Annotated in this window: 13 protein-coding genes; 11 read left to right on the top strand and 2 right to left on the bottom strand. The window is 51.1% G+C overall.

Annotation, left to right across the window (positions count from 1 at the left end):
* Nucleotides 1-74 precede the first annotated feature (74 nt).
* The 4 genes from AC4G46_RS23640 (at nucleotide 75) to AC4G46_RS23625 (ending at nucleotide 5,012) form a co-directional block, all read left to right on the top strand.
* Complete coding sequence (locus tag AC4G46_RS23640; RefSeq protein WP_491124870.1) at nucleotides 75-1,289, top strand: MFS transporter; 1,215 nt, start codon at nucleotides 75-77, stop codon at nucleotides 1,287-1,289.
* A gap of 189 nt (nucleotides 1,290-1,478) precedes the next feature.
* Entirely contained in the window at nucleotides 1,479-2,354 is an 876-nt protein-coding gene (locus AC4G46_RS23635) for a cation diffusion facilitator family transporter (RefSeq protein ID WP_491124869.1), read from the top strand.
* Nucleotides 2,355-2,502: 148 nt separating this feature from the next.
* Nucleotides 2,503-4,329, top strand: a complete 1,827-nt coding sequence (locus tag AC4G46_RS23630) for an APC family permease (RefSeq protein ID WP_491124868.1) — start codon at nucleotides 2,503-2,505, stop codon at nucleotides 4,327-4,329.
* A 176-nt stretch (nucleotides 4,330-4,505) separates the two neighbouring features.
* Complete coding sequence (locus AC4G46_RS23625; RefSeq protein ID WP_491124867.1) at nucleotides 4,506-5,012, top strand: GNAT family N-acetyltransferase; 507 nt, start codon at nucleotides 4,506-4,508, stop codon at nucleotides 5,010-5,012.
* Between the two features lie 170 nt (nucleotides 5,013-5,182).
* Here the strand turns inward: AC4G46_RS23625 and AC4G46_RS23620 are convergent, their stop codons facing one another.
* Nucleotides 5,183-6,154, bottom strand: coding sequence for a helix-turn-helix domain-containing protein (locus AC4G46_RS23620; RefSeq protein WP_491124866.1), 972 nt, complete (start codon nucleotides 6,152-6,154; stop codon nucleotides 5,183-5,185).
* 55 nt (nucleotides 6,155-6,209) lie between these two features.
* On the opposite strand from AC4G46_RS23620, the gene AC4G46_RS23615 reads away from it, so the two are divergent.
* Both AC4G46_RS23615 and AC4G46_RS23610 read left to right on the top strand, forming a co-directional pair.
* A complete protein-coding gene (locus AC4G46_RS23615) occupies nucleotides 6,210-7,736 on the top strand; it encodes an alpha-L-rhamnosidase-related protein (protein ID WP_491124865.1) in 1,527 nt (508 codons plus the stop codon).
* Entirely contained in the window at nucleotides 7,736-8,254 is a 519-nt protein-coding gene (locus AC4G46_RS23610) for a hypothetical protein (RefSeq protein WP_491124864.1), read from the top strand. Before AC4G46_RS23615 ends, AC4G46_RS23610 begins: the two co-directional genes overlap by 1 nt.
* 61 nt (nucleotides 8,255-8,315) lie before the next feature.
* Here the strand turns inward: AC4G46_RS23610 and AC4G46_RS23605 are convergent, their stop codons facing one another.
* The gene (locus tag AC4G46_RS23605) at nucleotides 8,316-9,554 is read right to left on the bottom strand and encodes a helix-turn-helix domain-containing protein (protein ID WP_491124863.1); all 1,239 of its coding nucleotides are present in this window, start codon (nucleotides 9,552-9,554) and stop codon (nucleotides 8,316-8,318) included.
* 165 nt (nucleotides 9,555-9,719) lie between these two features.
* Here AC4G46_RS23605 and AC4G46_RS23600 point away from each other — a divergent pair, with 165 nt between their 5' ends.
* The 5 genes from AC4G46_RS23600 (at nucleotide 9,720) to AC4G46_RS23580 (ending at nucleotide 18,700) form a co-directional block, all read left to right on the top strand.
* Nucleotides 9,720-11,003: a glycoside hydrolase family 1 protein gene (locus AC4G46_RS23600; protein ID WP_491124862.1), complete on the top strand. Its 1,284-nt coding sequence runs from the start codon at nucleotides 9,720-9,722 to the stop codon at nucleotides 11,001-11,003.
* A 48-nt stretch (nucleotides 11,004-11,051) separates the two neighbouring features.
* Nucleotides 11,052-11,855: an SDR family NAD(P)-dependent oxidoreductase gene (locus tag AC4G46_RS23595; RefSeq protein ID WP_491124861.1), complete on the top strand. Its 804-nt coding sequence runs from the start codon at nucleotides 11,052-11,054 to the stop codon at nucleotides 11,853-11,855.
* Nucleotides 11,856-11,909: 54 nt separating this feature from the next.
* Entirely contained in the window at nucleotides 11,910-14,252 is a 2,343-nt protein-coding gene (locus AC4G46_RS23590) for a glycoside hydrolase family 2 protein (protein WP_491124860.1), read from the top strand.
* Nucleotides 14,245-16,914 carry a glycosyl hydrolase gene (locus tag AC4G46_RS23585; protein ID WP_491124859.1) on the top strand — a complete coding sequence of 890 codons (2,670 nt, stop codon included), beginning with the start codon at nucleotides 14,245-14,247 and terminating at the stop codon, nucleotides 16,912-16,914. The genes AC4G46_RS23590 and AC4G46_RS23585 overlap by 8 nt, the downstream gene beginning before the upstream one ends.
* Nucleotides 16,915-17,200: 286 nt before the next feature.
* Entirely contained in the window at nucleotides 17,201-18,700 is a 1,500-nt protein-coding gene (locus AC4G46_RS23580; RefSeq protein WP_491124858.1) for an MFS transporter, read from the top strand.
* Nucleotides 18,701-18,711: the final 11 nt, after the last annotated feature.

Genomic DNA, 18,711 nt, shown 5'->3' with positions numbered 1-18,711 from the left:
TCTCCTTTCGCTGGTTTAGCGGTCTTGACTATCGGGTTACCCTATAGTTTAAAGTCGTTGTACTGACAAAGCAAATGTCAAAAACCAGCCAGGGGTGCCTCATGAACAAACTGATCAGAAACAGAGTATTTCTTATTGTCGCCACAGCCGATCTGCTGCAGCAGACAGGAATATGGATCCGGAATATGGCTTTGCTGTTCTATATTATGGATCAGACCGGAAATAATCCTACTGCTGTATCCATGCTTACTGCGTTAGAGTATCTTCCTATCTTTGTGTTCTCTCTAATCGGAGGAACCTTTGCCGACCGCTGGAATCCGAAAAAAACTGTCATTTTGGGCGATGCCCTAAGCGCATTATCAATGCTGCTTATTCTTGGACTGGTTGCCGGCGGGGTATGGCAGGCGGTGTTTGCGGCCACCGTTATTTCGGCGATTGTCAGCCAGTTTTCCCAGCCGTCTTCCGCGGTGCTGTTCAAAAAGCATATCCCTGCAGAGGAGGTCGGAACAGCCGTCGGGATTAACCAGAGCCTGATGGCCTTATTCACGATCTTTGGACCGATGCTCGGGACTCTTGTCTATACTCAGCTCGGCATACAGTCATCGATTATTGCCTTGTTCCTGATCTTCACGCTGGCAGCCGGAATCCAGCTGTTCCTGCCGTCATCGGGCAGAGAGCTGAAGGCAGAGAAGACTTCACCGTTAAAAGATATAAAAGAAGGCTTCCGTTATGTGCTGGGCCATGCCAACCTGAAGCTGATTGCGGTTATGTTTCTCATCTCGGGTCTGGCGATGGGGGTGACCCAGCCGCTGGATGTCTTTGTTACGATGAACCGTCTGGGTCTGCCCAAAGAAAGCGTACAGTGGTTCGCAGCCGCCGAAGGCGCGGGGATGCTTGCAGGCGGCCTCCTGGCAGCCATGCTTACAGCCCAAATAACCCGTTACAGACGCGGGGTCATTACAGTAATCATGATCATTTGGGCAGTCATCACCGCTATTGAGGTGCTGTCGGTCTGGCCTGTACTTACAGGAAGTGCGAGAGTGCTGTCCGGTATAGCTACAGCCTGCTTCCAGGTCTCCTTCAGCGCCATGATGATCCAGGAGATCAGGGAAGAGTATATCGGCAGGACCAACGGAATTCTGATTCCGCTGATGATGGGAGGGATGCTGCTGGGCAGCGCCTCCTCCGGATTCATTGTGGCCCAGCTCGATCTGATGGGAGCCTATTTTATAGCGGCGGCTCTTACGCTTGGCTGTGTTGTTTTTACAAGAAGGTTGAAGTTTGGTTAAAGTGCGTATCTAAAGGTACTGCATTTTGAAACTAAATCGTGCTTCCCTGCAACCCTTTTGCGCCAGGGCAAGCTTCTTTGCCCTGAGACATTATTCGTCCCCCGTCGAAAAACGTTTCTCTAGACCCACTCGAATTGCGTCTGCTAGTATGAAACAATGCAATGTAAGGCGAGGGGAGAATCTGGAAACATGGAGCAGCAGCAGCGTTATGAGAATTTAAAAATGGGCGAACGCGGGGCTGTTATAAGCATTATCGCTTATATCTGTCTATCTGCACTTAAGTTAATAATCGGGAATATTTCGGGCTCGGAAGCCCTCAAGGCAGACGGCCTTAATAATGCAACGGATATTGTAGCTTCCATCGCGGTGCTGATCGGACTAAAGCTGGCGCAGCGGCCGGCTGATGCAGACCATCCGTACGGCCACTGGAAGTCGGAAACGATAGCTTCATTAGTAGCTTCCTTTATTATGATGGCGGTCGGCCTGCAGGTTCTAATTACGGCGGTTGCTTCTGTCTTTAAGGGCAGAGGAGAGTCGCCGGATCTAATTTCTGTATGGACAGGGCTATTCTGTGCAGTCGTGATGTATTGTGTCTACCGGTACAATAAGCAGCTTGCGCTCAGAATCAAAAGCCAGGCTGTGATGGCCGCCGCCAAGGATAACTATTCGGATGCCCTGGTGAGTATCGGTGCGGTAATCGGGATCGTCGGCTCCCAGTTTAATCTTCCATGGCTTGATCCTGTGACAGCGGTTCTGGTCGGATTCATCATCTGCAAAACAGCGTGGGATATCTTCCGTGATGCCTCCCACCACTTATCGGACGGGTTCGATGAAACGATTATCCATACATTCAGGGAGACTGTTGAGCAGGTTGAAGGTGTGGAGGAGGTTAAGGAGCTGCGGGCCAGAAATTATGGCAGCAATGCTGTAGTCGATGTCGTCCTGTCGATCAAGAGCGGTCTGGGCTTTCAGGAAGCCCATAACGTTGCTACCAATGTGGAGAATGAACTGAAGAAATCCGCCGAAGTTATAGAGGTTCATGTGCACTATGAGCCGTCGAAGTAGCCCCGTCAGGGGCTTTTTTTAATGGAGAAAAACGGACTGATCTTAATGCAATCTTAATACTGAAGGCGAAATCCTAACACCAGCTTAATCCGGCAGGTGATATGCTTTCAGGACAATAAGACTAACGTACAAAGCGAGCGTGAAACCCGTGATTTCCTTTTTAAAAAGGTTTTTGATTGGCAGGCCCTTGAAGTCCACTGAGCTGGGGGAGCAGAAGTTAAATAAAAAGAAAGCGCTGGCGATTCTGTCATCAGATGCATTATCCTCGGTTGCCTACGGTCCTGAGCAAATCTTAATTGTATTGGTTACGGTTGGTACAATGGCTTTCTGGTATTCCATTCCGATCGCGATCGGGGTATTGGTGCTGCTGACTGCGCTGATCCTGTCCTACCGTCAGATTATTTTTGCTTATTCGCACGGCGGGGGAGCCTATGTTGTCTCCAAAGAAAATCTGGGCAGATACCCCGGGCTGGTCGCCGGCGGCTCGCTGTTGGTGGATTATATTCTGACGGTGGCGGTAAGTGTTTCGGCGGGGACAGACGCGATTACATCGGCTTTTCCAAGCCTGCATGAGCATAAGGTGCTGATCGCCATTATCTTCGTGCTGCTCATTACATTATTGAATTTAAGAGGAGTGACGGAATCCGCATCCGTTCTGGCCTATCCGGTATATCTGTTCGTGCTGGCCTTATTCATTCTGATCGGCACGGGTCTTTATAACATCTTAACGGGTAACGTTCCGGCTGAGCTGCATACGTCGCTGGGCACTCCGGTGGCGGGAATCAGTTTGTTCCTGCTGCTGCGCGCTTTTTCATCGGGGAGCTCCGCGTTAACCGGGGTAGAGGCGATCTCCAATGCCATTCCGAATTTTAAAAGTCCTGAAGCTTCCAATGCGGCCAAAACGCTGGCAGCGATGGGGATTTTATTAGCTGTCCTGTTCTCCGGGATTGTCGTGCTGGCCTATTACTACGGGATTTCGCCGCGGGCTGATGTCACTGTAGTGTCGCAGATTGCGGAGCAGACCTTCGGGCGCAATGCGATGTACTTTTTTATCCAGGGTACAACTGCGTTAATTCTGATTCTGGCGGCTAATACCGGATATTCGGCGTTCCCGCTACTCGCAGTGAATCTGGCCAAAGACAAATTCATTCCGCGGATGTTTACAATGCGTGGAGACAGACTCGGGTATTCCAACGGGATTATTATCCTGGGCGTGCTCTCGATGCTGCTGATTTATGTATTTGAAGGGGAGACGGAGCAGTTGATTCCTCTGTATGCGGTGGGGGTGTTCATTCCCTTTACGTTATCCCAGACCGGGATGATGGTGAAATGGCTCCGCGAAAAGCCGGCAGGCTGGATGCCGAAGTTCGTTATCAACACCGTGGGAGCGCTGATCAGCTTCATTGTAACCATGATGTTCTTCCTGACCAAGTTCACTCAGGTATGGCCGGTATTTGTCTTCCTGCCGATTCTCCTGTTCATCTTTCATAGAATTCATAAGCATTACGAGGCTGTTGCCGACCAGCTTAGAATTACAACCTGCGAGCCTACGGTAAAAATCGAGGGCAATGTCATTATCGTGCCGGTTGCCGGAATCACCCATGTTGTGGAGAACTCGCTGGAATACGCCAAATCGCTGTCACCGCAGCAGATTATCGCCGTATATGTTCCTTTTGAACGGGAAGATGAAGCGGCATTCGAGGAGAAATGGACAAAGTGGCAGCCGGACGTACGCCTGGTGACCCTCTATACGCCTTACAGAAGCATTGTACAGCCGTTAACCAAGTTTATTGACACGATCAACTGGAAAGCGGCAGATCTGAATCATCGAGTCACAGTCATCATTCCACAGTTTATACCGAAAAAAGGCTGGCACAACATCCTGCACAACCAGTCGAGCCTGCTGATCCGCGCCCGTCTGCTGTTCCGCAGCGATGTGATTGTTACTACGGTGCCTTATCATTTGAAGAAGTAATTGAGTTTAAGAGGCTGTCCCAAAGTCATGTAAGTGGCTTGGGGCGGCTTTTTTTGCGTGGATATAGGCTAATGACTTCCTATTAAGTTAACTGGGAGATTTGTTGAATATACTCGTTTTATCCCATATTAAGACTTTCGTTTATTTTATAATAAAAGAAAAGAAGAGGTGACTTTATGACTGATGTAACTATCCGTATCTTGAATGAAAGTGATCCCAAAGTGATCTCCGAGGCGTTTCATAATCAAGGGTGGGAGAAGCCTGTAACTCTTTTTCTAAAATATTTGATGGAACAAGAAAAAGAGCAGCGAGTCACATTGGTGGCTGAAATTGAAGGTGATTTTGCGGGTTATGTCAATGTACTTTGGCAATCAGATTATCCCTATTTTAAAAAGCAGCTTATACCGGAGATTCAGGATTTCAATGTACTGATTAAGTATCGACGTCTAGGAGTAGGTACATTGTTGATGGATAAAGCAGAAGTTATAGTTAGCGAACGATCAGAAGTCTCAGGCCTGGGTGTAGGGCTGTTCAGTGATTATGGGGCTGCACAAACCTTATACGTCAATCGCGGATATGTTCCGGATGGCAAAGGAATATTTAAAGACGGGGAGTACCTGCAATATAGTCAGCAGGTAATTATAGATGACGATCTGAATTTGTTCCTCGTTAAGAGATTATGAGGGGAAGGTAGGCATTTAAGTATATCTCACTCAGATATTCAACTAACGTGAAACGTTAGCTCAATAATACCAAGAAAGCAGCTGATCATCGTGATCGGCTGCTTTTGTCACCTCCCTCGTAATCATTCAGTCTCCTCACTCAGACCCATGAATTAGTAGGAACTTCAACTTTATTGTCTGGTTATACCCGGAGCCTTCCGGTACTCACTCGGACTAATCCCCATCAGCTTACGAAAAATCTCGCGGAAATGCGCGGTGTCCTGGTAGCCGATGCTTTTGGCGATGTCGGGCATTTTGCGGCTGGTTTCGATTAAAAGGTGGCAGGCCAGCTCAATCCGCTTATGCTGCAGGTAGTCAGAAAAGCTCATGCCGGCCTGCTGCCGGAACAGGCGGATAAAATGCCGGTTGCTTATACCGGCCTGGGCGGCCAGCTGCGAGAGTGTCAGCGGCTCGGCAATATGGAGACTGATATACTGCAACAGTTCTGACCACTCACGATTATCCATCCGTCCGGAAATTCCGGTGCCGCCGTGCTCCTTCGTCTGTTGCTTCACCAGGCGCGCGATCCGTACAGACAGCTTCAGCAGACCTGCGAACAGGCTCGCCTCGAAGCCCCAGGGCTGCTCGGTATACTCCCGGTACATACTCTCGAAGGCTTCGCCAAGCTCGAGCCCCCTGTCTTCAAGGGCAATATAGCTGCCCGGCTCTCCATTAAAAATAAACAGAGGTTCGCCGCCGCTCCCGTAATTCCCCAGCCAGGCGCCCAATTCTGCGGCAAATTCCGGCAGTGCACACAGGTTGTACACGATCAGCGGATTCCGGACTGAGGTGCTGCCGGGGCGGAAAATATGTGAGGTGCCTACAGGCAGGAGATACAGGCAGCCTTTGCCTGTTTTTTCAACCCGGTCATCGATATAATGATAGCCTTCGCCTGACGTTACATAGACGATCTCAATATAATCATGGCTGTGCACGCGCAGATCAAAGCCCTCCGGCCAGCGGTTGAGGAACAGTGGAAAACCGTCCACAAAATGCTCGGATACACTGGATTGATGGACGGGCGTTTTTGACGCTTTTTGCAGACCGGTTCTAAGGAATTGGTCACTATTGTCCATGTATAATGTCACTTCTCCCTGCATCATCTTCTGTCCACCCAGTATACACTTAGGCATATCAGAAATGAAAGGGGTAACAATTATGGAGACACATCCAATGAAGCAGGCTGCCGCCTGGATCTGGTATCCGGGGGATTTTGAAATCCGGCTGCATGAAAAAATGTCTGTAGCGCGCAGAGCGCGGGGCGTTACTTATCCGGCCCTTTGGCGGCTTGACCGCCATTACAGTAATATCAAATTCAGCTATACGTATGACCTGCCCGAGGAGGAGCAAATTACTATTTTGGCAGAAGGCAAGCTCTCGCTCTATCTGGACGGCAGGGACAATTACCGCTTGAACAAGTCCCCGATAACCCTGCCGGCAGGACGGCATCAGATCGAAGTCAGTGTGTACAATGATCAGGAGACGCCAGCCCTCTACATTAACGGGAACAATATCCGTACCGGCCCGTCCTGGGAAGTGACCTCTTACCAGAATGATTGGGTTAGCGCAGGCTCATGGATTTTTAATCAGCCGGACAGTCTGCCGTCAGAGTATAAGCTTAGTGTGTCACCGCTGGAGGCAGTCTCCGTGGAGCTGAAAAACGGCCATCCGCTGGCTGACTTCGGCCGGGAAACATTCGGCTATCTGCGGTTTCATAACCTGACAGGAACCGGGACAGTCCGGCTGTATTACGGGGAGTCAGAGGCGGAGGCGCTGTCACCGGAGGAATGTATCAATCTCGACGGGTTCACGGTTAATGGCGGGACTCCGCAGGGCGATGAAGGCATATTCATTCTGGAGGAAGCCAGAGCCTTCCGGTATGTATGGATTCATGCGGACGGGGATGTACAGTGGGAACGGGTCTCCCTGCTGTATGAGTATGTGCCGGTAACCTACCGCAGCTCTTTCCGGAGCTCGGACTCCCGGCTGGATGAAATTTATAACATGTCACTGTATACGCTGCACCTGAACACCCGCGAATTTTTCCTGGACGGAATCAAGCGGGACCGCTGGGTGTGGTCGGGGGATGCTTATCAGGCGTTCCTGATGAATTACTATAGCTTTTTCGATCTGGATGTGACCCGCCGGACCCTGATTGCCCTAAGAGGAAAAGATCCCGTGACAATGCACATCAACACGATCCAGGATTACTCTTTCTATTGGTTCATCTCCCTGTATGATTACTATCTCTATACCGGTGACTTCGGGTTCATCCGCCAGTATTATGACCGGGCTGTTTCGCTGATGGACTTCTGTCTGCAGCAGCGGAATCCGGAGGGTTTTGTGCAGGGCAGAGAACAGGACTGGGTATTTGTGGATTGGGCAGATTTCAGTAACATAGGTGCTGTCAGTACAGAGCAGATCCTGTTCGTGCGGGGCCTTGAGGCTATGAGTATTTTCGCATCGCTTATGGAGGATGCAGATGCTTCCGCACGTTATGGGGCAGTGGCTGAAGAGGTTAAGGCCAAGACGCTGTCGGTCTTTTGGGATGAGGCAAAAGGCGGTCTGCTGCACCACCGGGTTGACGGGGAGACGCAGCCGGTTCTGACCAAGCATGCCAGTATGTTCGCGATGACCTATGGCTACCGTCTCCTGAGCAAAAAGCGAGTGTTGTCCAAAAGGTAATGCTGAACCCTGAGGTTCCGCAGATCAGAACGCCATATATGCGGTTCCATGAGCTGGCAGTGCTCTGCGAGAGCGGAGAGCATGAGGTTGTCTACAAGGAGCTGCAGTCCTACTGGGGCGGGATGATCGATCTGGGAGCGACCTCCTTCTGGGAGGAATATGATCCTTCGCTTGCTGCGGATGAGCATTACGGGATGTACGGAATGCCGTTCGGTAAAAGCCTCTGCCATGCCTGGGGAGCCGGTCCAGTCTATCTGCTCGGAAAGTATTTTCTTGGAGTGCGACCTCTGACGCCGGGTTATGCCACTTACACGGTAGAGCCGCAGCTTGGTGGCCTTACTTGGATGGAAGGTACTATACCGGCCGGCCCGGGGGACATTGAAGTCTACATGGATCAGGAAAAGATCAGAGTGCGGAGCACACATGGGCAGGGTGTGCTGAAATACGTCCGCAGCGGCCAGGCCATGGAAGCTCAAATCCCGGGTGACGGGGAGTGGGTTGAGGTTGGTTGGGTATAAAGAGCAGAACCCGCGCGAAAGCGCGGGTTTCTTTTTGCTGAAAAGGGTTGTCCGGCACAGCCTATTTCCGCTCCAGCAGATGATGCCGCTCCCTGTACACCATCGGCGTAACACCAGCTATCTTTTTAAACACCTTGGTGAAATAGCTCTGGTCGTTGAAGTTCAGCAGCGTGCAGATTTCGGAGATGGGCGTCTGGCTGTGGACGAGCAATTTTTTTGCTTCATTAATACGGGTGTTCTGAATGTATTCGCTGACCGTAATTCCGACCTCCCGCTTGAACAGGACGGACAGATATTTCGGGCTGAGGTCTGCTTTACGGGCAATGTCGTCGTGGCTGATATTCTCGTAAATATGCTTGTAGATATAATCCTTGCAGGTGGTGACCGTCTTGGAAAAGCGTTCGTTTTTGACCTCCCGGACCTGCTCGGCATAGGTATAGAGCACTTCCTTGGCCAGCTCCCGGATACCCTCCAGCGTGTTCGCTTCCTCCAGCTGCTGGATAAAGCGGTCATGCAGACTGAAGGCGACCTCCTCATGCAGTCCTCCGTCAATTGCAGCTCGGGATACCAGGGTAATTAGGGTGATGATGTGATTTTTATTGGACCGGAAATAACTGGTTTTGGACAGCACGCTGGCGATTTCTTCTTCCTTCAGATGGGGCAGCTGGGGCAGCTCCTCGACCCGTCCCTCTCTGATGATCTCCAGCATTTTCCGCTCAAACAGCCGCTCGTGATAGATGCTTGCCTGCAGATTACGGGAGACCACCAGCTCGTTTTTCTCCATTTTTTCATGGGATTCCCGTAGCTCGCCGTTCCGCGACCATGCTGTCTCCGGGGCAACATAGATCTGGTTGAACAGCTGAAAGGCGAGTGTGCCGATATTCAGCAGCTTTTCCAGGGGAACGACAGGGATGGAGCTGTAGTACTGGATGATTTTATCGCGGTAAAAGAAAGCCAGGGAATCGTTGATAATCCCGTCCACCCGGTCAGCGGATAGCGGATAGGAAACAGACGGGCCGATGAGCACGGTGCCCTCGAACACCTGCTTGCTGAACACGCTGATGAGCAGGAATTTCTCGGAAAAGGCTGACTTTTGCAGCAGCGGAAAATCGTACGGCTTGCCGGCATAGAAGTTCAAACGTGCAAACAGACTCTCTTTCTGGTTCTCATACAGCGGATTAAGCAGCTTGTTGTTGGAGGACTCATAGGTGATTTTTCCGGAGGGATCGATATAGAAGACATGCAGATCAAATGTGGCAGCAATAAGGTCACATAGCTTGAAATGCTCCTCAGTGTTCATGGCCGGGCCATTCTCCTTTCCTACTTCCTGGTTCAATGTTACAAAAAAGAGTACCAAAATACCATAACGATTTTTGTGACCATGATATTATTTTAGCTGTAAGGTGATCTGTAAAGTTGATAGCGGTTACATTTAACACGTTAAGTAGAGGGGATGGACAGAAATATGGGAAAGTTTCCGGCGGATTTTATGATTGGGGCGGCTACAGCTGCCCATCAGGTGGAAGGACATAATATCTTTAGTGATTTTTGGGCGATGGAGCATGCACCTCATTCCGTATATAAGGAGCCTTCGTTGGATGCAGTAGATCATTATAACCGGTATGAAGAGGATATTCTGCTGCTGAAGGAGGCCGGCTGCAACGCCTACCGGTTCTCTATTGAATGGGCGAGAATTGAGCCTGCAAAGGGCGAATTCAATGATCAGGAAATCCGGCATTACCGGGATGTGCTGAATTTCTGCCATCAGCAGGGGATTACGCCGGTAGTGACCCTGCATCATTTTTCCTCGCCTAAATGGCTTATAAGCGCAGGCGGTTGGGAGAATGAGACGACTATTGAAGCCTTTGGCCGGTACTGCAGACATGTTGTCTCAGAGCTGGGCGAATTCATTCCTTATATCTGTACGATCAATGAAGCCAATATGGGCAAGCAGATCACCAAGATTATGAAGCGGATGATGGGCGGCAGCACTAAGCAGACGAATAATGCGGAAGTCCAGGTGGGGCTGAATACGGATCTGGGAGCCCGGATGGAGCATTACTACCGCGAGCTTGGGGAAATTTTCGGCATCCATCCGGGCCAGGTGCAGCCGTTCCTCTCTCCAAGAACGGAGCAGGGTGAACGGATTATTATGAAATGCCATGAGACAGCGCGCAGCATTATCAAGGAGCTGCATCCGGACATTCAGGTAGGCATTACCTTTTCACTATATGATCATCAGGCCCTGCCGGGTGGGGAGCCGTTTGTGCAACTGGAACAGCAGGAGGACTTCCTAGTCTATCTGCCGTATCTGCAGGATGATGATTTCCTCGGTGTACAGAATTACTCTCGCAAAATCCACGGGCCGGACGGTGTCGTACCCCCGGATGCAGCAGCCAAACTGACGAAAATGGGCTATGAAAATTATCCGGCGGCGCTGGGGAATGTTCTGGATTTCGTATCAGAGCATTGGAAAAAGCCCATCTTCATTACCGAAAACGGCTTGTCCGGTGACAACGATGAAGACAGGGTTACATTCATTAAAGAGGCGCTGAAAGGCGTTCAGGAGCGGATTGCCAAGGGGATTCCGGTTATCGGCTATACGTATTGGTCGCTGCTCGATAATTTTGAATGGCAGCTGGGCTATGACCAGACCTTCGGTCTAATTGCCGTGGACCGTTCTACCCAGACAAGACATCCCAAAGAAAGCCTGTCTGTACTGGGCGGGATTGGTACAGCCGGCTTATAGCAGCCTTACTCATTAAAGCAACTATGAAAGAAGAAGGTGACTGCAGACATGAAGGTATCAGGCAAGGTTATTGTTGTTACCGGAGCCGGAGGCGGGATCGGCCGGGAATTAGTGCGTAATCTGCTGTCCAAAGGGGCGCGTGTAGCTGCTGTTGATATAAGCCAGGCTGCACTGGAAGAGACCGTCAAGCAATCCGGCGCTGCCAGCGACAGATTATCCATACACCTCGTAAATCTGACAGATCCCGCTGCAGTAGAAGCGTTGCCGGAGCAGGTGCTGAAGCAGCACGGAGCTGTGGACGGGATCATCAACAATGCGGGGATTATACACCCGTTTGTGCCGGTAAATGAACTCGGCTATGACAAAATCAGGCAGGTAATGGATATCAACTTCTACGGAACGCTTTACATGGTTAAGACCTTTCTTCCGCATCTGCTGGACAGACCGGTAGCCCATATAACGAATGTATCCAGCATGGGCGGGTTCCTGCCCGTTCCCGGACAGACGATCTACGGGGCATCAAAGGCAGCGGTGAAGCTGCTGACCGAAGGACTTCGTTCCGAGCTTAAAGATACGAAAGTCAAAGTAACCGTGGTTTTTCCCGGCGGGGTAAGCACCAACATTATGCAGAACTCCGGTCTTGCGGACGCAGGCAATAAAGAGATAAGCAAGGATCAGGTCGCCCAGCTGCTGACTCCTGTACAGGCTGCCGAGATTATCATTGACGGAATCGAAAAGGACCGGTACCGTGTGCTGGCCGGCAAGGATTCCCGGATGATGGATAAGCTGTACCGCCTGAATCCGCGGCGGGCCGCGGAGCTGATTGCCGACAAGATGAAAGAGCTGCTCTAAGCGGGCTGAGACGGATAGAGGGGTAAAGGGAAATGGGATGGAGGGGATTTTGGAATGCGTAAAGTAATGAATTTGAATGCCGGTTGGATATTCTCGAAGCAAAGTGAGATAGCGGGTGCCGATCCGGCCTGCAGCGACCGTGACTGGGAGACGGTCTCCCTGCCGCATACCTGGAATGCGGTTGACGGAGCTAACGGCAATGAATATGACCGGCGGGCCTGCTGGTATCGGAAGACGCTGACTATACCGGCCGCTGAGCAGCATAACCGGGTATTTATAGAATTTCAAGGCGCGAACAGTGTGGCGGACGTCTATCTGGACGGCCGGCATATCGGGCAGCACCGGGGGGGTTATTCCACTTTCAGGTTTGATCTGACAGATTATTTACGGTTTGGCGGTGTCCATATTCTGGCGGTAAAAGTGGATAACTCCGCCTTGGAGGATGTCTATCCGCTGCGCGCCGACTTCACCTTCTATGGCGGCATTTACCGTGATGTGAATCTGATCCTCGTGAATCCGGTGCATATCGACCTGCTGGATCACGGCTCTGCGGGCGTATATATCGTGCAGGAAGAGGTGACCGCTGAAGCTGCAAAGTTACGGATTCATACCCGGATTGCCAACGACACCCCGGAAGAAGGGAAGACCCGGCTATGGGTCGAGCTGCTGGATAAGGCCGGGGCTGTTGCCGGAGTATCCGGTGCTGAAGTTCATCTTCCTGCTGGAGATACTGCGGCTGTAGATCTGGACATAACGATTCCGAAACCGCTGCTATGGGATGCCGTTCCGGATGCGCATCTGTATCAGGCCAAAGTATCCTTGCAGCGCTATAACGATACAGTAGATGAGGTAGTCATTCCTTTTGGCGTGCGTTATTTCCGCGTTGATCCGGCTGAGGGGCTGTACCTGAACGGCAGACAGGTCCGGCTGCATGGGGTCTCCAGACATCAGGACCGCAAGGATATGGGCTGGGCGATTACGCCGCAGCAGCATGACGAGGATATGACGCTGATCCAAGAGATCGGAGCAAACTCCATCCGTCTCGCCCATTACCAGCATGACCAGTATTTCTATGATCTGTGTGACCGCGCAGGAATGGTGGTCTGGGCAGAAATTCCGTTCATCACCCGTATGTCGGAGAGCGATCTGACCGGGGCCAACGCCAAATCGCAAATGACCGAACTGATCCGCCAGAATTACAATCACCCGTCGATTCTCTTCTGGGGCATCCAGAATGAAATCCAGATCGGCAGCAAAAATGTGGAGCAGGTCCGCCAGGTTGTCCGTGAGCTGAATGAGCTGACCAAACAGGAAGATCCGACGCGGCTGACAACGATGGCGAACATGTTCATTGTCGATGACACGGATGAGTACAACTATCTTACCGATGTAATCGGCTATAACAAGTACTATGGCTGGTATAACGGTAAAGCGGAGGATTTTGCCCCGTGGATCGACCAGTTTCATCAGACCAACCCGGACACCTGTCTCAGCATTTCCGAATATGGCGCTGAAGGGATTATCGAATATCACAGCGATCGGCCTGTAGTTAAGGATTACACAGAGGAATACCATGCGCTATATCACGAAAAAGTCTGGAGGATTTTTGTCGAGCGCCCTTTCCTGTGGGCAACGTATGTGTGGAACATGTTCGACTTCGGGGCCAATGTCCGGGATGAGGGCGGGGTGAAGGGGCGCAACAATAAAGGGCTTATAACCTATGACCGCAAGGTGAAAAAAGATGCCTTCTATATGTACAAAGCACACTGGTCGAAGGAGCCATTTGTCCATATTGCCGGAAAACGCCATCTGGAGCGTGCCGGGGACAGCACTGATTTAAAAGTATACACAAACTGCGGTTCGGTATCGCTGATTATAAATGGTGTAAAGACGGAAACATTATCCGGGGCAGATAAGATTCTGCTGTTCAAGGATGTGCTTTTGAGCGAAGGATACACCATGATTGAGGTTGTAGCAGATAACGGGGAGCGAGCCTGCACAGACCGGGCTGTTTTCAAAAAAGTTGCAGTTGCCAATCCGTCCTACTCTGCACCGATTGAGGATAAAGGAGAGCTGGTGGCAAACTGGTTCACGCTCCCGGAGCAGGATGACAATGAGCCGCTGGTTGAGGTGGAAATTCCAGAAGGCGTCTTTTCTTCGAGAGATACGTTGCAGGATCTGATGACGAATGATGTAACGAAGCAGATCGTCATCCGAATTCTCGGAGATCTGACGCAAATCCCGATGTACGGCATGATGGAGAACTTTAAGGTCGATGCCCTGGCCTCGATGGATAATGATAGTTTATTGTTCAATAAAAGAGCGATCAACAAGCTGAATCAGCAGCTGATCCAGATCAAAAAGCAGCCTGCAGCAGAGGGAGTCTCTTATGAATAACAAATTACAGCGCCTGCTTCAGGGGGACGGGGAGAACTACATCTTTCCTTTTCTGTGGCTGCACGGCGAAGAGGAGGAAGTGCTCAGAGAGTACATGTCGGCAATCCATTCGGCCGGTATAGGGGCAGTCTGTGTGGAGAGCAGACCCCATCCTGATTTCTGCGGCCCGCAGTGGTGGCATGACCTGGATATTATTCTGGATGAAGCGAAACAGCGGGGCATGAAGGTGTGGATTCTGGATGACAGCCATTTTCCGACCGGCTATGCCAACGGCGCTCTGGAGCAGGCCCCGGCTGAATGTTGCCGGCAGTACCTCTACTATTCTTCAGTGGAAGTATCCGGACCGGTGAAGTCCGCCCAGCTGAATGTGTCCAAGCACGCGAAATTCACTAAGAACCCGTTCGAGAGCAGCATGTTCTCCATGCGCGCCAAAAAGGAAAAACGGAGGTTCGACGATGATACCCTGCTCAGCGTCTGTGCCGCACGTGTGGACCAGGGCTTTGATACAACTACCCTAGTTGACCTTACAGAGCTGGTCAAGGACGGGGAGCTGGTGTGGGATGTTCCGGAAGGCAAGTGGGCGATCTATGTAAACTACCTGACCCGCAATGCCGGCAGCCGTGACGGCTACATTAATATGCTGAAGAAAGACAGTGCAGCTAAACTGATCGAAGCAGTATATGAACCGCATTATGCCCGCTACAAGGAAGAGTTCGGCGTCACGATTGCCGGCTTCTTCTCCGATGAGCCGGAGCTTGGCAACGGCCGGATGAATGATAACAAGCCGATTGGGGCGGATCAGGATCTGCCCTGGAGCGATGAGCTGGAAGAACAATTGCATGCCCGGCTTGGCGAAGGCTGGCGGACTAAGCTGCCCCTGTTGTGGGAAAAGGGGAATGACCCGCATCTGATGGCGGAGGTCCGCTATATCTATATGGATTCAGTAACCCGGTTGGTGGAGGCTAATTTCTCCAGACAGGTCGGAGACTGGTGTGAAGCGCGCAATGTGGAGTACATCGGCCACCTGATTGAAGACAATAACATGCATGCCAGGCCGGGTGCCAGCCTGGGGCATTTTTTCCGCGGGCTGTCCGGGCAGCATATGTCCGGCATTGATGATATCGGCGGGCAGGTTATGCCGGGCGGCGAGATTTATCCGCAAAGAACGGTAATCGGTGAGCGCGACGGGGAGTTCTTCCATTATCTGCTCGGGAAGCTGGGCAGCTCCTTCGCAGCCATTGATCCGGTTAAACAGGGCCGGACGATGTGTGAGATCTTCGGCGCTTACGGCTGGGGCGAAGGCGTGCGGATGATGAAATATCTGGTGGATCATTTCCTGGTCAGGGGCGTGAACCATTATGTGCCGCATGCCTTTTCCGCCAAGCCTTATCCTGATCCGGATTGCCCGCCGCATTTCTATGCGAACGGCCATGATCCGCAGTTCCGCCATTTCGGGGCTCTGATGAGATACCTGAACCGGATGTGTGCCTTGATCAGCGGCGGTAACCGCGTAACTCCGGCTGCAATTCTGTATCATGCCGAAGCGGAGTGGGCGGGGAAATATATGCTGACCCAGAAGCCTGCGCATGTCCTGCTGGACCGGCAGATCGATTTTGATATTATTCCATCGGATGTATTTACGGAACGCAGCAGATTCAACACCCGGCTGGGAGATACGCTGCAGATTCATAATCAGGCGTATAAGGCTGTGATCATCCCATATGCGGAATATATTACAGCGGATACAGCCAAGGCGCTTCTGGAGCTGCAGCAGGCAGGCTGCCTCGTGCTGTTCATTGACGCACTGCCAAGCGGCATCCTGGATGGGGAGCAGGAATTACTGGGAGAGCTGTCGGACTGCAGGACCGTTACGCTGGATACCCTTGCAGCTGAGCTGCAGAACCATGGTGCTGCTGAGCTGGCGGTCACGCCGGCTTTTCCGATGCTGCGTTATTTGCGTTACCGGGAGCAGGGCGAGCTCTATCTTTTTACCAATGAGAATATGGCGGAAACCTTCCGCGGAACGGTTACTGTACCGTCTGCAGGGACTGTATATGGCTACGATGTCTGGAATAACACCTTGTTTGAAATGCAGGCTGAGCCGGGAGAAGGTGGAACGGTACTCCAATTGGAAGTTCCGCCGTACCAGAGTGTGGTCGTTGTGTTTGATGCCGCCGGAGATGCAGGGATTAGCCCGCCACCTGCCTATGAAGAGGAGCTGATCCTGAAGGACGGCTGGAGGATGAGCCTGGCTTCTGCTATTGAATATCCGCATTTTCATGATGAGCAGGACATTTCCGGGTTCACCAGCGTAGGACTGCAGTACCCTGAGTTTTCGGGCTTTATCCGTTATGAGTGCGAGTTGACGGTTCCGGCATGGAGGCGGGCGGCGCTGGTGATTGAGGATGCTTTTGAAGGCGTAGAGGTGTTTATCAATGACCGGTCAGCAGGGATTCAGGTAGCCCCGCCGTTCAGGTTTGATATCAGCCGGCTGCTGCATCCGGGAACCAATAAGGTACGAATCGAGGTGGCAACCACTCTGGAGCGTGAGCAGTACTTCTCGCCGCAGAATCAGGGCAGTATCTTTGCCGCTTTTATCAAAGCCCCGTTCTTTCAGCCGACAGGCATTACCGGGGAAGTTAAAATGACAGGACAATACTGATATCATTGCTTGAATTGCCAATAAACCGGTCTCTGCTGTGTTAGAGGGAGCCGGTTTTTTGCTGTGTTTTTCCAGCGTTACCCCAATCCTTATCAAGTGAAAAAAGACTCAATCTTTATTATAAAAAATAATGAATTTCAGCACCAAAAAAACGACTAAAGTACCATAAAGCCTAAAAAGAAAGCGTTATCATATTGCTGTAACCAGGACGTGAAATACCCGGGAGTGCTTACTGGCTTGGATTACCGTTCATCTGATTCGGAATCTTGAAAGGAAGTGTGTAAGTGTGGGGCAAATTGTAAACAAACAGGTCATCAAAGGGCAAAGGGCCGCTGTTAAAGCAGAAAGAGAGAAAAAGTACCGCCGCGCAAAAGCCTGGCAGATGGCTGTCTATCCGATCGGCGGGTTCGGCCACAATGCCTTTATGTTCCTGATGGGGCTTGTATCCTATTATGCCGCCGGGATTGTCGGGCTGGGTACAGTAATAGCTTCAATAATTATAACCGGCTCCAGAATTATGGATGCGGTTACAGATCCGGTAATGGGCATTGTGCTGGACAGAACCAATGGAAGATTCGGAAAGGTCAGGCCGGCTCTGGCGATTGCCTATATCCTGATGGCCTCCTCGACCCTGCTGCTGTTCTATACTAATCATCTTGTGCCCGACGGCTTAAAGATCATTTATTTTATACTGTTATACTTCGTGTTTATTATCGGCTATGCAATGTCCCAGATTTCGCTCAATATCGGAAATGCGGTGATCACGAACGACCCGGAGCAGCGTCCGCTGTTTGGCGGGCTTACGATGATTTATACGATGGTTTTTTACACTGGTGCTTCCGTTTATCTTTCCTTTTATCTGACCAATAAGTATGGCGGCTATACTCAAGTCGGCTTGTTCCAGGAAATGACCCTCTCGACCGTAATCATCGCCGGCATTGCCTATATTATGGCCATTATCGGCATTGCCTCCAAGGACCGTAGTGAAAACTACAACACAGGCAAGGAACACAAAGTTATTAAGGTAAAAGAGATATGGCCGCTCCTGAAGAGTAACCGGCCATTGCAGATGTATGTTGTTGCTGCGTCGATTGATAAGCTCAGCCTGCAGATTGCCGGCAACCAGATTGTGAACGTTATGCTGTTCGGCATCGTAATCGGTAACTACAGCCTGATGGGCACAACCAATGCAATCGGGATGATTCCGAATATTCTGGTGCTGGTGTTCGGGATCCGTTATTCCATGAAATTCGGCTCCAAGAAGGGCTTTGTCATCGCCACCTGGCTGTGCATCATCAGCTACAGTCTCTTGCTGCTGCTGCTGTGGCTCGGTGATCCTACTCAGATCCGGATGAACAACATAGGCTTCATGACAATCAGCTTTATGGTTCTGTATCTGGTCGGCGGAGCAGTGAGGTATGTGGGTTCCGGTCTGATGATGCCGATGCTGGCGGATGTCATTGATTACAGCGCATATAAATCCAACTATTATGCTCCAGGCCTGATTTCTTCAGTATACGCCTTCATTGATAAAGCGGTATCCTCACTGCAGCAGACTTTTGTCGGAATTATGCTCGCTTTTATTGGATTTAAGACCGCATTTCCTGATGTCGACACCCCTTACTCCGGCAAAATCTTCTGGATGACCATGTTCCTGGCGAGCGGAGTGATGCTGCTGGCGTGGATCATCTCGCTGATTGCGATGAGGTTCTACGAGCTGGATAAGGAGCGTATGGCTGAAATACAGGAAGAGCTTGAGGCGCGCCGCCGGGCTGCCGGAATCTAAACAAGGAACCA

The sequence above is a fragment of the Paenibacillus sp. fava2 genome, assembly GCF_058313675.1.
The sequence above is the reverse complement of the archived record's forward strand: the minus strand, read 5'-3'. Positions and strand labels throughout refer to the sequence as shown.

Coding starts and splice junctions, on each gene's coding strand:
- AC4G46_RS23640 (WP_491124870.1), top strand. CDS start 75: ATGTCAAAAACCAGCCAGGGGTGCCTCATGAACAAACTGATCAGAAAC.
- AC4G46_RS23635 (WP_491124869.1), top strand. CDS start 1,479: ATGGAGCAGCAGCAGCGTTATGAGAATTTAAAAATGGGCGAACGCGGG.
- AC4G46_RS23625 (WP_491124867.1), top strand. CDS start 4,506: ATGACTGATGTAACTATCCGTATCTTGAATGAAAGTGATCCCAAAGTG.
- AC4G46_RS23620 (WP_491124866.1), bottom strand. CDS start 6,154: ATGATGCAGGGAGAAGTGACATTATACATGGACAATAGTGACCAATTC.
- AC4G46_RS23615 (WP_491124865.1), top strand. CDS start 6,210: ATGGAGACACATCCAATGAAGCAGGCTGCCGCCTGGATCTGGTATCCG.
- AC4G46_RS23610 (WP_491124864.1), top strand. CDS start 7,736: ATGCTGAACCCTGAGGTTCCGCAGATCAGAACGCCATATATGCGGTTC.
- AC4G46_RS23605 (WP_491124863.1), bottom strand. CDS start 9,554: ATGAACACTGAGGAGCATTTCAAGCTATGTGACCTTATTGCTGCCACA.
- AC4G46_RS23600 (WP_491124862.1), top strand. CDS start 9,720: ATGGGAAAGTTTCCGGCGGATTTTATGATTGGGGCGGCTACAGCTGCC.
- AC4G46_RS23595 (WP_491124861.1), top strand. CDS start 11,052: ATGAAGGTATCAGGCAAGGTTATTGTTGTTACCGGAGCCGGAGGCGGG.
- AC4G46_RS23590 (WP_491124860.1), top strand. CDS start 11,910: ATGCGTAAAGTAATGAATTTGAATGCCGGTTGGATATTCTCGAAGCAA.
- AC4G46_RS23585 (WP_491124859.1), top strand. CDS start 14,245: ATGAATAACAAATTACAGCGCCTGCTTCAGGGGGACGGGGAGAACTAC.